The 13,241-nt window shown below is 34.5% G+C and carries 11 protein-coding genes; 2 read left to right on the top strand and 9 right to left on the bottom strand.

From position 1 onward, the window contains the following. Positions 1-239: 239 nt before the first annotated feature. From LNP23_RS04065 to metG, 9 genes are all read right to left on the bottom strand, one after another. Complete coding sequence (locus LNP23_RS04065; protein WP_047776987.1) at positions 240-758, bottom strand: ferritin; 519 nt, start codon at positions 756-758, stop codon at positions 240-242. A 179-nt stretch (positions 759-937) separates the two neighbouring features. Beyond that, positions 938-2,290, bottom strand: a complete 1,353-nt coding sequence (locus LNP23_RS04060; protein ID WP_230003911.1) for a hypothetical protein — start codon at positions 2,288-2,290, stop codon at positions 938-940. A 45-nt stretch (positions 2,291-2,335) separates the two neighbouring features. Continuing rightward, positions 2,336-2,965, bottom strand: a complete 630-nt coding sequence (locus LNP23_RS04055; RefSeq protein WP_230003909.1) for a chloramphenicol acetyltransferase — start codon at positions 2,963-2,965, stop codon at positions 2,336-2,338. Then, positions 2,965-3,672: an HAD family hydrolase gene (locus LNP23_RS04050; protein WP_047776990.1), complete on the bottom strand. Its 708-nt coding sequence runs from the start codon at positions 3,670-3,672 to the stop codon at positions 2,965-2,967. Before LNP23_RS04050 ends, LNP23_RS04055 begins: the two co-directional genes overlap by 1 nt. Positions 3,673-4,282: 610 nt before the next feature. Beyond that, positions 4,283-5,167 (bottom strand): DMT family transporter, encoded by an 885-nt coding sequence (locus LNP23_RS04045; protein ID WP_230003908.1) that lies wholly within the window; start codon positions 5,165-5,167, stop codon positions 4,283-4,285. A 32-nt stretch (positions 5,168-5,199) separates the two neighbouring features. Further along, entirely contained in the window at positions 5,200-6,675 is a 1,476-nt protein-coding gene (locus LNP23_RS04040; RefSeq protein WP_230003906.1) for a hypothetical protein, read from the bottom strand. A 167-nt stretch (positions 6,676-6,842) separates the two neighbouring features. Next, positions 6,843-8,297 (bottom strand): hypothetical protein, encoded by a 1,455-nt coding sequence (locus LNP23_RS04035; RefSeq protein ID WP_230003904.1) that lies wholly within the window; start codon positions 8,295-8,297, stop codon positions 6,843-6,845. Between the two features lie 973 nt (positions 8,298-9,270). Then, a complete protein-coding gene (locus tag LNP23_RS04030) occupies positions 9,271-9,546 on the bottom strand; it encodes a hypothetical protein (protein WP_230003903.1) in 276 nt (91 codons plus the stop codon). Between the two features lie 237 nt (positions 9,547-9,783). Then, on the bottom strand, positions 9,784-11,838 hold the full coding sequence (gene metG, locus LNP23_RS04025; protein WP_230003901.1) for a methionine--tRNA ligase: 2,055 nt from the start codon (positions 11,836-11,838) through the stop codon (positions 9,784-9,786). Between the two features lie 471 nt (positions 11,839-12,309). Here metG and LNP23_RS04020 point away from each other — a divergent pair, with 471 nt between their 5' ends. Continuing rightward, positions 12,310-12,510, top strand: a complete 201-nt coding sequence (locus LNP23_RS04020; RefSeq protein ID WP_230005174.1) for a hypothetical protein — start codon at positions 12,310-12,312, stop codon at positions 12,508-12,510. Between the two features lie 140 nt (positions 12,511-12,650). Beyond that, positions 12,651-12,878 carry a CDGSH iron-sulfur domain-containing protein gene (locus LNP23_RS04015; protein WP_047777006.1) on the top strand — a complete coding sequence of 76 codons (228 nt, stop codon included), beginning with the start codon at positions 12,651-12,653 and terminating at the stop codon, positions 12,876-12,878. The last annotated feature ends 363 nt before the right edge of the window (positions 12,879-13,241 follow it).

Genomic DNA, 13,241 nt, shown 5'->3' with positions numbered 1-13,241 from the left:
CAACGAGAGCAACGTTTCTTTTCACTCTTTTTAAATTTCTCACAACAGCTGGATTTGCAGTTTTCGAGTTTTTTAATCTTGTCAAGGATTTCCTGATTTTTCTTCTTCTTTTTATCCTTTTTTTTGTCCTTGTCCTTAACCTTATCTTTCTTGCTCACAGTACCTCTCAATTATAAAATCGAGGCAAATATAAAAGAATAAAAGTTATTTTTATATGTTCTAAATAAACTTTAACTTTTTTATTTTGGGTTAATAGCTATTGAACTTGTAACGGTTAATTGCTGAATATCACGGTCAAACAAGTAAAGACCGCCTTTGTCGTCTCCAATTAAATTAATTTTATCTAAAATTGACTTCGCTGTAGCCTCTTCTTCGATTTGTTCCGATACGTACCATTGTAAGAAATTATGTGTAGCATAATCTTTTTCTGAAAAGGTAATATGAACCAATTCATTAATAGACTCTGACACAAAAAGTTCATGGTTGTAAAGCGTTTCAAACATTTCTTTAAAAGTCGAATAACTTGTCTTTGGCTCTTTAAGATCTGTAATTTGTGCATGTCCGCCACGTTCGTTTACATACTTTATCAGTTTAAGCATGTGCGCGCGTTCCTCATCTGATTGTGTGTACATAAATTGAGCAATTCCTTCTAATCCGTGTACCTCTGCCCAACAAGCCATTGAAAGGTAAGTTTGTGAAGACTCGGCTTCAATTCTGATCTGCTTGTTCAGTGCTGCTTCTATATTTTTTGATAACATAATCTTGATTTTTTTGTAAAGTTATATAATTTTAGGCAATTAAGAACCTGATTGCCTTTTGTAGGAATTAATTCAGATTCAGACTAAATACATTGAAATCAGCCTCTTCTAATTTAAATGAAGCTTATTTGTTTTTAATTCCGGTGTAATCAGTTCCATCTAAAGACTTCGTTTTGGTTTCAATTATAGCCGTCTGTAAATTTAAGCATTTTATATTCTTTGGTATCCGTATCATAATAACCCAGAATGAAATAATCTTTAAACTTTATGATACTTTGAAACGAAACTTCATCATGTTTGTCTACAAATAAATTGATTTTATCGGCTGCAAGAGGCTGCTGTTGCTCTGTGGTATACCCCAATTTTTTATCCCAGATACTTTCAAAGTATACAGTTTTGGTTTGAATATCCGGATAAGAAAACCCATCAAAACTCTGATAGCTTGGTTTATTGATCCCTCCAAAAGTGATAAACAGATTCGTTTTGTTTTTAAAAACAGATAACCCGATGTCTAAAGTAGCCAGGTGTTGTAGAAATTTAGCCGTATTTTTTAATTCTTTCGGACTATAGATGTCTCTTTGGATTAACAAAGGAGAATTTTTGAAACGTATTGTGTCATTTTTCGAAACAACAATGCTCTTTAATACTTGTTCGGACTCAAGGTCTTTTATGTCAAACAAAAATTCATCTTCTGTTGTGTTGATCTGGTATAGTTTGTTCTCGTGATAAAAAGAGTTAGAGGATCTGGCCCATTTTTTAGCAGGAGGCTGCAGGAAATTCTTCTCTTTTATGTCCAGACTAGTCAAATTAATGTCGAACAATTGTGTGTTGGTAACATTCTGGTCCAAAGTTAGGATGAGACGCTGCGGCAATAAATACAATTTGGTTTTACTAACGGTTTTAAACAAAGGATTGTATTCACCGGATTCCATTTTTTCAATAGGGTTTTCGGTAAGAATCTGATTGAACGTTCTGGATTGGGTTTTTCGGTCTTTGAAGGTAAAAGGAGAAAAATCAAGTTCCCTTTCTTCCACAGTTCCATTCTTGAAGACGTATAGAATTAGTTTTGGCTCTGTTTTATGTTGGGTTAACAGATTAAATGCATTGTCTTTTTGATATTGGGTAACAATAGGCTGAATCTTTGCAGGAAAATTAAACTTCAAAGCCTTAACTGTTTTGTCTTCAAAATAATATTTGACAATTATAATGTCTTTCAGCTCTTCTGAGTACCAATACAAAGTCGGATTTCCGTCTTCACCAAAGCTGTAGCCAAGCAAAGATCTTTTTTCATAATAGGTCATTGCACCTGCAAATTGATCTCTTAGAAAAAGGGCGCTGTTGTACTTTAAAATCGTAAAATTTCCCTGTGATGCCACAAAGACAAATACTTCGTGCGTTACAGCGTTTTCAAAATTTAAGATCTGATCGTTTTCCCGTATCTTTTTTAATTCCAGCGAATAAGAAGCCAGTATAGTCTGGCTCAATACCATAGATTGGTACATTACGGCTAAAAACAGAATTATTTTTCTCATATTTTTTAGAATAGAATCAATTCAAAATCACGGACTTTATTTTGTTTAGGAATTCATTAACTCCTGAAAAGAGTCAACAAACTGTCCCAGATGTAAACCATCCATTAGGCCATGATGCACATATACAGCCATCGAAATGGTTCTTTTTCCTGTTTCTGCCGTCATCATTTTCCCAAAAGAAACTTTAGGGCAACTGTCGGGATAGGTGAAACTGCGGGCATGGGTAAGCGAGGTAAAATTTAACCACGGTATTGCCGAAAAATGAATGACATTATCGTCTTTAAATTCGCGGGTATAAATTCCGGTTGTATTTTGAACGCGTTTGACTTCTGCTAAAGCATTTTGCTCAAAAATTTTGAAATCAGGATGATACTCCATTAAAGAAAACCCAAAAGTCCCATCTTCGCGACCAATTGTTGCCGAAGCATCAATACGATCGTGAATGTAGATTTTGTCCTCTGAGATTCGATATCTAAAATTCTCAATTGCATTTACGGCAACCAAAGTTTTATGTAAGTAATAGATAAAAAAAGAAGTATTCAGGTCTTTAGCGGATTGATAGGCTTTGGTACAGTCAATCTCAACGGTAGCGCCAAAGAAGGGCTCTTCCATTTGTTTGAAATGAGCGAAATGCTCTTTTCTGTTCCAATTTTCGAGGTCTAAAAGTGTTTTCATTACAATAAGTTGTTAAGCACTTCGGTTATTTTTTCGAAGGAGCTAAAATGTTGGTGTTCTACTTTATGATTGATTTTTTCGTGTTCCCAAGTGGTATGAAAAGGAATATGTACGGCATAACCGCCAATTTCCAGTACAGGCAATACATCTGATTTTAGAGAGTTTCCAATCATCAGAAATTCATGAGACTGAATGTCCAAACGACCTAATAATTTCTCGTAATCAATTTGTTGTTTGTCTGACATTACTTCAATATGGTGAAAATAATGACCTAATCCCGAACGATGCAATTTGCTGTGCTGGTCTTTTAAATCTCCTTTTGTGGCTACTACCAATTTGTATTTGCCATGCAATGCCTCTAGTGTTTCTTCGATTCCGTCCAGAAGTTCAATTGGTTTTTCGAGTAATTCTTTCCCATATTGAATAATTTTCTGAATTACCTCAACCGGAATAGTATTGTTTGAAATGATCATCGCCGCTTCAATCATCGAAAGAATATAACCTTTGATTCCGTAGCCGTATAAAGGTAAGTTTTGAATTTCTATTTTAAACAATTCCTGCGAAATGCCTTGGTGTGAAAGATAATCTTCCATCAAAGCACAGAATTTATGTTCGGTTTCCTGAAAGTAAGGTTCATTAACAAACAAAGTATCATCGGCATCAAAGGCGATTACTTTTAAATTTGGAATTTTGTTTTTATGTAACATATAGGGAGGTGTTTTTTTTGTTTCAGGTTTTTTTTGTTTCAGGTTTTGCGGCCGATTAAAATGATTTTGAATACATCTGCTCGATTAGCTTGATCTGCGTGTTTTTTTGTTTCAGGTTTTTTTTGTTTCAGGTTTTGCGGCCGACTAAAATGATTTTGAATACATCTGCTCGATCAGTTCGATCTGCGTGCTTTTTTTGCCACAGATTAAAATGATTCCAAAGATTTTCAAATAAATCTGCTTAATCAGCTAAATCTGCGTGCTATTTTTTTTGCCACGAATTGACGAATTATTTGTTCAAATCTGTTTGATTCGTTTCATTTATCAGCTATTTTTTTTGCCACAGATTAAAATGATTCCAAAGATTTTCAAATAAATCCGCTTAATCTGCTAAATCTGCGTGCTATTTTTTTGCCACTGATTAAAATGATTTTTTATAATTCAAATTCAAACAAAATCAGTGTTAACCTGCTTAATCAGTAAAATCGGTGTGTGAATTTCCCACCCCAAGTTCGCAAATAGTTTCAATTCAAATAAAAAAAAGAATCCGCGTAAACCCGTTTAATCCGCAAAATCCGAGTGCAATTTTCAGACCGCAATTTCACAAATGTTACTTAGAAAAAACCTTTTTCAACGATATGGTCTTATCATAAAACGTGATTCTGATTCCGAAAAGCAAAATGATTCCGCCAAAAACCATTTGTAAAGTTATTTGTTCTTCCAAAAACAACCAAGCTAATATCGAAGTAATTACAGCCTGACTCAATAAACTTAACGAAACCCTCGTTGCACGCATGTGTTGCGTAGCGTAACTTATCGAAAGCCACGCACACAATTGACAAATCACCGCCTGAAGCACTAGCACAAACCAACCCATATCAGAGAATCCTGTAAAAGGCTGATTCAGCGAATAACAAAGAATTCCCAAATAAATGCTGGAGGCCAACAAGCTGATGGTCATAAAGGATAAAACATCAACATGAGAAAGTACATTTTTGCTGACTAACAGATAAATCGAATAAAGGATTCCGGATAGCACCGCAAACAGAAAAGCCTGATCGAAGTTTAATTCCATGAAAAAACCAAAACCAACCAAAGTTACCATTCCGAATAAGGAGACAGCTGTTCCGATCCAGAAGTTTGTGGCGGGTTTGGTGTTCAAAAAGAAAAAAGAACCAATTCCAACCCAAAGTGGGGACAAGTTGGTTAGTAACGAAGCCTGTGTGGCACTTGAATCCTGAATGGCGATGTTCCAAACGGCAACATCCGAAGAGAATAAAACACCACAAAGTGCTGCCAAAAGAGTAAATCTTAAAGTTGGCATTTTAAAATTTTTACTCAAAAGCACATACGGTAAAAGCAAAATGACCGCAAAAAACATTCGGTAAAAAGCCGAAATTAATCCCGGTGCTAAACGTAATTTTACCAATATCGGGAAAATCGAAATACAAAGTATTCCGCCGATTAAAGCTAATCTTGGTTTTGTTATTTTCATTTTGATTCGGTATTTACTTTTCGGATTTAAAGTTACTCTGAAAAACTAAAAATCTGATATTTTTTATTTTCCTTATTATAATTTCCTAAATACAAAGAGGTATTGAATTTGAAAAGAATCAGATCCTTATACAAGTCTTTACTGAAAATAGAGGTTCTTGTCGTAATTTCTTCGTTTTCTTCCAGAAAGGCTCTTGCTTTTTCAAAGGCGGAAGTTTTAATTGTATCTTCCAGATGATTAAAATTAGCATCAAACAAACAAGTGGTGTAAACTACGTTTTTATCTTTATAAGAAATCAAATTTTCGAGGGTATAGCCTGGACTAATTGAAAAATACACACCAGAGGAGAAACCTCCTGCACCGATACCCATCCCTGTTCCATTTGGAGATGAATGAACGATATCTTGAGAACTTCCTATGACAGTATAGTATAAACCATTTAAACTATAACAGGATATACTTGGACGTGAGTTGTTGATTTTACGGATAAACTGTTTAGGTTTTTCAAGGACTCGTTTTTTGCTAAGACTACCTACTTCCTGAAAAACAGCGGTGTTTTTAAAGGAGATTTCCTCCTCGCGTAAGGTTTTATATTTGTTAATTATTGTACCCTCCAGATCGCTAATTGTAAAAAGTAAAACGTCAGGATTTGTCTTTATCTGAAGAATTTTGTCATCGATTAAAAATGAATTTGACTTAAATAGAACAGATTCATATTCCCCTCGTGTTACGACCGGTTTTTTAATTGATTTTAAATTGGCTGTAAAATCATTTAAATTAATTCTTAAAATATCTGTAAAATGGGGATTGTTGTCTATTGTAAAAATAATTTCATCCTTTTTATAAGTGTACAGTTTAAATTGTTCTCTGCTCAATGCCAAAGAAGGCGGGCTGTCGTTACTGATGGTTTGTACAGAAAAATCCCAGGATTCTTCTGTCAGAACGGTGTGTAAATTTGCAGGAGCGGCTGATTTATTTTTAAATTCGAAGTTTGATAAATCGACAATTCGGGTGTTTAAAACGCCATTATCAAAGATGTAAAATTTTAAATTACCGGACTTTTTAAGAATTGTAATTAAATAGAAAACATTATTAATGGTTAATTCTTTAAAGACTTTCTCTTTGTCAAATTCTAATTCGAAAGTAGTTGCTCCTGTTTCTTTTTTAGTGAAATTAAAAAATTGAGAGATGATTCTTTTTCTGTCTTTAGAACCCCAGAAAAGTAAATAATTATCGTCTTTTTGACTGTAACCAAGTATGTCTGTATAGCTTTTTTCTAATCTTGGATGTGACAATGAATCATTAATAGTAAATGTACTATCAAGTTTAACAGAAGTAACTTTTTCGTTATCATTCAAAAACAACACGACTTCTTTTTTGGTTTCGTTTACGACTTGAAGATAATCTCTCTTTCGCTCTAGTTTTAAATTGAATTCTTTTACCAGATCTTGTGAAAAAGAGTTAATAGTATTGAAGAACAGGCAAATAAATAATAATTTTTTAATCATGGGTTTAATCTGAATTTTTTGGCGAAGATCTTGTTTTTTAATGAAATTTGAGGAGGTTGAAGAGGTGTTTTTTGATAATTATTGAAGTCCTGAGATTGTGCCTTTAATAAATTTAAAAAGAGAACGGTTAAAAATAAAAATTCCCGATTTTATCGGGAATTATATTTCTAGTCTACAAATTTTCTAATGATGTATTCTTTTGTTTTGGTATCGTAGTAACCAAAATAATAGGCATCTGTTTTAAATAGTGTCTGAGATGAAACATCATTGTCTTTGTCGAGAAAAGTTCTGATTTTATCAAATGCCAATGGTTGCAAATCTCCTTTCACGTGTTTTCCTTCTTTATCGAAAAGACCTTCCATTTTAACCACTTTTCGGTTAGAATAAGCGTTAAAACTCTCCATAGTAGGATTAAATGCGAAGGATCCGATTAAAGAACCAATAAATCCAAATTGGTTCATTACAGATTGTCCGCCTGATTGCTGAGATCCGGCAGAAACACCTCCGAAAGTTATTAAAGTAGTATCTCCAAGGCGATAACACGCAAGAGCTGAATTTAGATTAGTTGTTTTTCTAATAAATTGAGAAGAAGTTTCGAGCGTTTTTTTGCCACCAAAGAACTCATTGCCTTCCTGAGAAATCTCTGAATTTTTAAACTCAATTGGTTTATCTTCCGTAGCAGTATATTGCTGTAGCAGATTGCCGTCTAAATCGTTTATAGTAAAATGAAGGATATCAGACGAAGATTTTGTCTGGTATATTTTATGGTCAAAATAGAAAGAATTTGAGTTGATGTAGATCGAAAATCCTGAACTGCTTATATCAGAAATAGGTGGAGATTTAATAATTTTTTCAACGGCAGAATATTTCTCCAGATCAATTACAATGACTTGTGTGAAATTTACATTCAGGTCAATTGTTATAACGAGTTGGTTTTTGCTAAAATAACACTTTCTCTTTTTCGAACTATCGTTTAACGAAACAGGGTTTTCAGTATTGATGTTCTGTAATGAAAAAGGGGCTTCGGCAGGTAGTAAATTTTGTTCCAACACACCATATAAGTCAGACTTTACATACTTGCTTTTGAAAAAATGAAATCCTTCCAGATCAATAACTTTTTCGATATAATTGCCTTGTTTGTCAAAGATGTGAAGTTTTAGACTATTACTGTTTTTTAGTACAGTCAGAATATAAAAGTTGTCATTTTCGCTGAACTTTTGCAAAACTTTTTCGTTTTTTAATGCTAAAGTATATTCTTTGGTAGTGATTTTGCGACTAGTGAAATTATACAACTGAGCAAAGATATTTTTATAGTCATCAGAAGACCAAAAGAGTCTCGTATTGTTGCTGCTTCTATTGTAGCCAATCATAAAGTCGTATTTTTTTGCATCAGGTTTTGCTGTAGAAATACTATCTGTGATTTGCATTTTTTCATTAAGCTGAATAGCTTTTACATTTGTCTTGTCACTTAGAAACAAAGTAACTTCTCTGGTATCATTGTTTACAGACGGAAAAATATTGAGATTCTTTTTTAAAGTAAGCGGAGTTGAACTCACGATGTCCTGAGAAAAAGAAGTCATGCTGTTTAATGTCAAACAGATGAATAGTATTTTTTTGATCATGATATAGTTTTTTGCAAATATCTTGATTTTCTGATAAAAAAAGGGTTATGTTGAATGTTAATTATTTGATATACTGTTAAATATGCGAATCTGTTAAGTAAGTTCCATACGCTTTCTTGCGAAATTAAAAGGTTTGTAAAAATATCATTTTGAATAACCTCCTGCTTTATCTAAATGTCATTAAGTTAAGGATTGCTTAAAAAAAGCCTCACGCAGATTTTAGCAGAATCAAATAAAAAAATCCGCAAAATCTGCGTGAAAAAGCTCTTAACTTAATGACATTGTGCTCTAGCTGGAGGAATGTAGTTAAGATTAAACATTAAATGGCTTTAGCCAAAATATATCCTGCTTCTTTTGGCTAAAGCCAATTGCTCATCTCTCAATCAATGTACCTCCAGCTAAAGCAGGAGGCTATTCAAATAGCAACAAATGGAAAAAGAACAATTAACTAGCAACGTTTGTGCAATCGAGAATAATAGGTACACGAAACGCTCGCTTTAGATGTGCAAAAATACTCATATGAGTAGATTTCCCGTGTTTCCGTAGGGCCATCATGACGAGGGAGTGTTTATGTTAAATTTAAACGAACGAAACCCTCGCTTTAGATGTGACAAAATACCCATATGGGCAGATTTCCCTTGTTTCCGTAGGGACATCATGGCGAGGGAGCTGTTTATGTTAATTTTAAACGTAAGTTTAATGGTTATTTCCTGTAATTCTGTCATTTCGACGAAGGAGAAATCACACCAGAAATTCCACATAGAAAATCGCCAATCTTTGTCGAGTTACGCGTGTGATTTCTCCTTCGTCGAAATGACAAAACGAGTTTTTTTTTAATAAACTAAATTTTTACATCCAATTTTTTAGTTCTCCACAGTTTTTGAAATTGATCCTTTTTTTAGACAATTAATTATTGGTGTAAAAAATAAAACGCGCGAATCTATTGGTAGTTTCACGCGTTTTGCTTTAGTCGCTAGGCATTCATAATTTGATTACAAGCCTGCTCAATTTGTTGCTCCGAAAATGGTTCCAACGCTTTTGCTAACATGCGACTGGTTTTTAGACAGCCTTTCATCTTAGCTCTTAGCTCGAGGTTATTACCCATTTCGGTTTCCAGAATCATGTCGAAGATTTCGGCTAGGTATTCTGGTTGATCTTTAAATTCTCCTTCGAACCAAAGTTCTGAAAGGAAATTTGCTACGGATAGCATCACATCCTGATGCGATGTGTTTTGATTTTCTTTAGTCATAATCGAAAAATTTAAAACGTACGAAACCCTCGCTTTAGGTGTGACTAAATATCTCGAAAGATAGATTTAGGGCAGTTTCCTGCTCCCGCACCATGGCAAGGGTTCGCTTATGTTAACTTTTAATAAAAATTATTGAAAGTTTTGTAAGATATTTAGTCGATACAAAAGTATTAATAAATATCGATTTGACTGTTTAATAAGTGGGAAATTTCTTTAATTATTTATATCTGTAGAGGCCTAATTTACCGTTTCACCATTCGGAGCATCAGCATCCGGATTAATGAAAACCAATTTGCCTTCTGCATTTGTAGTCATTAGAATCATTCCCTGACTTTCTACACCACGTAAAGCTCTTGGTGCTAAATTGGCCAGAACAGAAACACGTTTTCCGATAATTTCTTCAGGAGTAAAGCTTTCTGCAATTCCCGAAACAATCGTACGAACGTCAATTCCGGTGTCAACTTTTAATACTAATAGTTTGTTTGCTTTTGGCATTTTTTCAGCTTCAAGGATAGTTCCTACGCGAATGTCCATTTTAGCGAAATCTTCAAACTGAATTAAATCTTTTTGTGGCTCAGCCTTTTTGTTCTCAGCGATATTAGCCGTTTTGGTAGCTTCCAATTTATCTATTTGTTTTTGTATTTCTTCGTCTTCTATTTTAGCGAAAAGCAATTCAGCTTCACCAATTTTATGTCCTGTTGGGAATAAATTCGAATCATTAAATTCCAAATTCCAATTTAGGTCTTTGATGTTTAGGATTTTAGAAAGTTTTGTAGCTGTGAAAGGTAAAAATGGTTCTGCCAAAATGCTTAGCGCTGCTGCGATTTGCAAGGCCACATACATTTGAGTTTTTACACGCTCCGGATTGTCTTTTATTACTTTCCAAGGCTCTTCATCTGCCAGATATTTATTTCCTAAACGAGCCACATTCATCAATTCACCTAAAGCTTCACGGAATCTGTAACGCTCAACTGAGCTTGAAATCACGGCTGGGTAGGCTTTTAATTCTGCTAAAGTTGCTTCGTCAATTTCTGTAAATTCATTTGGCGTCGGAATAAATCCGTCGTAGTATTTGTTCGTTAAAACAACCACACGATTAATGAAGTTTCCGAAAATAGCAACTAATTCATTATTGTTTCTTGCCTGAAAATCTTTCCAGGTAAAATCATTATCCTTTGTTTCCGGAGCGTTAGAAGTCAATGCATATCGCAAAACGTCTTGTTTCTCCGGGAATTCTTCTAAATATTCGTGTAACCAAACCGCCCAGTTTTTAGAAGTCGAAAGTTTATTTCCTTCCAAATTCAAAAACTCATTTGCAGGTACATTGTCCGGTAAAATATAACTTCCTTCTGCTTTTAACATCGCAGGGAAAATGATACAGTGAAAAACGATATTGTCTTTTCCGATAAAGTGCACCAATTTTGTGTCTTCATCCTTCCAATACGGTTCCCAGTCTTTTCCTTCACGTGCCGCCCATTCTTTGGTCGACGAAATGTATCCGATAGGAGCGTCAAACCAAACGTATAGTTTTTTGCCTTCAGCACCTTCAACCGGAACATCAATTCCCCAGTCTAAGTCACGCGTTACTGCACGAGGTTCTAATCCACCATCTACCCAGGATTTAACCTGTCCGTAAACATTCGGTTTCCAGTCGTTTTTATGTCCAACCAAAATCCATTCCTGCAAGAATTCAGTATATCGATCTAAAGGTAAAAACCAGTGTTTTGTTGATTTTAGAATCGGAGTTTCTCCGGTAATGGTCGATTTAGGATTGATTAAATCGGTTGCATTTAGCGTAGAGCCACATTTTTCGCATTGATCGCCGTAGGCTTCTTCGTTACCACATTTTGGGCACGTTCCAACTACAAAACGATCTGCCAAAAACTGATTGGCTTTTGCATCATACAATTGTTCTGTAACTTCTTCAATAAAATCGCCTTTATCATACAACGTTCTAAAGAATTCCGAAGCGGTATCATGATGAATTTTAGCAGAAGTTCTGGAATAATTGTCAAACGAAATTCCGAAATCAGCAAATGATTTTCTGATAATTCCGTCGTATTTATCAATAACTTCCTGCGGTGTAATTCCTTCTTTTTTTGCTTTCATCGAAATGGCAACACCATGTTCATCACTTCCGCAAATAAAAGCAACATCTTTTCCTTGTAAGCGTAAATATCTTGAATAAATATCTGCAGGCACGTAAACCCCCGCCAAATGCCCAATGTGAATAGGTCCGTTGGTATAAGGCAATGCAGCTGTAATAGTATATCTCTTTGGATTCTGTATCATAACTCAATTTTATTGGGTGCAAAAATAAGCAATAGAATCGAGATTTTAGTATGTCACTGAGATTCGGTATGAAAAGACAGAATTTTAGAGAGGAGATGTTTGGTGTTTTTTTAAGCGTTTTGAATTAATCTCGCAAAGTCGCGGAGTCGCAAAGTTTTTTTGGTTTTGTGTTTCTTTTAAAAAAAGGGGGTGAAGTTTTGTTTTTTGAATTAATCTCGCAAAGTCGCGGAGTCGCAAAGTTTTTTTTTGGTTTGGGGGTAAAGTTTGGAGTCTTTTTCTTTGCGTCTCTGCGACTTTGCGAGATTTTAGCTATCAGTGAGATTCGTTGTAAAAACATAGACCTTTGCAGAGAAGATGTTTTGTAAGTCTAAGGAAAGCCGAACAGTCAGGCTAAGCGAAGTCGAATTGTCAGGCTGAGCGAAGTCGAAGCCCCGATTTCTCCCCAACTCACAAACCCCAAAAACCGTATATTTGCAAACGCAATTACTAAGAGTAGAAATCATGGCAAAAGGACCCGAAAAAAACACCAAAAACAAGGCTTTACATACCAAATTGCTAAATCGGAAAAAGGCTAAACTTCAGGAAGAAAAAAGAGAAAGAGCCTTGCGATTGAAAGAGCTGGTAGCAAAAATGAATCAGAAAAAGAAAGATGACGAGGCTAATAACCAATAAATTCTATTGTTTTTAAGTTGAAAAACGTTCGTTTAAATAGACTTAATTTAAACTAGCCTCTTTGAACTAAAAAACCTGCTGTTCTTGCAAATCCTTCGCAATATATTTTGCAATCTTTGTTGAAAAAACAAAGCAATTTTATGAGCAAGACTAAATTAATCATCAATAAAAACGGATCTATTAAGATAGAAGGTGATTTCGAAATAATGGACCCGGAAGGAACCGTATACGGATTACAAGGAAGAGCTGCATTAGGTCTTTGTCGTTGTGGATTATCAGCAAACAAACCTTTTTGCGACGGTGGACACCGTAATAATTTCGAACACGATTCAATTGCATTCGATTTACCACCAATGAAAACGAATTAAGAATTTGATTTTTAGTTTATTTAAAATATAGAAAAACCGCATTACTGATGCGGTTTTTTTTATGTCTTTGTTTTTTGAAAGAGCAATAAAAGCTGCTGATTTACATGGCATTTCAATCGATTATAAAAAGCTTACATAATATTATAAATTGATTACTAATGGTTGTAAAGCATAAGTTTAATTAAAGTATTGGTTTTTTATTTGTTATGCGCCATTCTTTGTCGGGATGATTTGGCTGATTATAAGGATTATGAAAATTACTTTTATTCCTACAATAATTGTTTCTTTGTAATTCGGGCGATTTGTCTTGGTACCGACACGATTGATACCGCATTAAAAGGAAGACATTATTTTTTATATCAG

This window comes from Flavobacterium cupriresistens, from assembly GCF_020911925.1.
Taxonomy (GTDB): Bacteria; Bacteroidota; Bacteroidia; order Flavobacteriales; family Flavobacteriaceae; genus Flavobacterium; species Flavobacterium cupriresistens.
Note: the sequence above shows the minus strand (reverse complement) of the source record. Positions and strands in the feature narration are given on the sequence as shown.

Excerpts from the sequence above, each read along its gene's own strand:
- LNP23_RS04045 (WP_230003908.1), bottom strand. The coding sequence starts at position 5,167 with ATGAAAATAACAAAACCAAGATTAGCTTTAATCGGCGGAATACTTTGT.
- LNP23_RS04015 (WP_047777006.1), top strand. The coding sequence starts at position 12,651 with ATGAGCAAGACTAAATTAATCATCAATAAAAACGGATCTATTAAGATA.
- metG (WP_230003901.1), bottom strand. The coding sequence starts at position 11,838 with ATGATACAGAATCCAAAGAGATATACTATTACAGCTGCATTGCCTTAT.
- LNP23_RS04030 (WP_230003903.1), bottom strand. The coding sequence starts at position 9,546 with ATGACTAAAGAAAATCAAAACACATCGCATCAGGATGTGATGCTATCC.
- LNP23_RS04055 (WP_230003909.1), bottom strand. The coding sequence starts at position 2,965 with ATGAAAACACTTTTAGACCTCGAAAATTGGAACAGAAAAGAGCATTTC.
- LNP23_RS04050 (WP_047776990.1), bottom strand. The coding sequence starts at position 3,672 with ATGTTACATAAAAACAAAATTCCAAATTTAAAAGTAATCGCCTTTGAT.
- LNP23_RS04035 (WP_230003904.1), bottom strand. The coding sequence starts at position 8,297 with ATGATCAAAAAAATACTATTCATCTGTTTGACATTAAACAGCATGACT.
- LNP23_RS04060 (WP_230003911.1), bottom strand. The coding sequence starts at position 2,290 with ATGAGAAAAATAATTCTGTTTTTAGCCGTAATGTACCAATCTATGGTA.
- LNP23_RS04040 (WP_230003906.1), bottom strand. The coding sequence starts at position 6,675 with ATGATTAAAAAATTATTATTTATTTGCCTGTTCTTCAATACTATTAAC.
- LNP23_RS04065 (WP_047776987.1), bottom strand. The coding sequence starts at position 758 with ATGTTATCAAAAAATATAGAAGCAGCACTGAACAAGCAGATCAGAATT.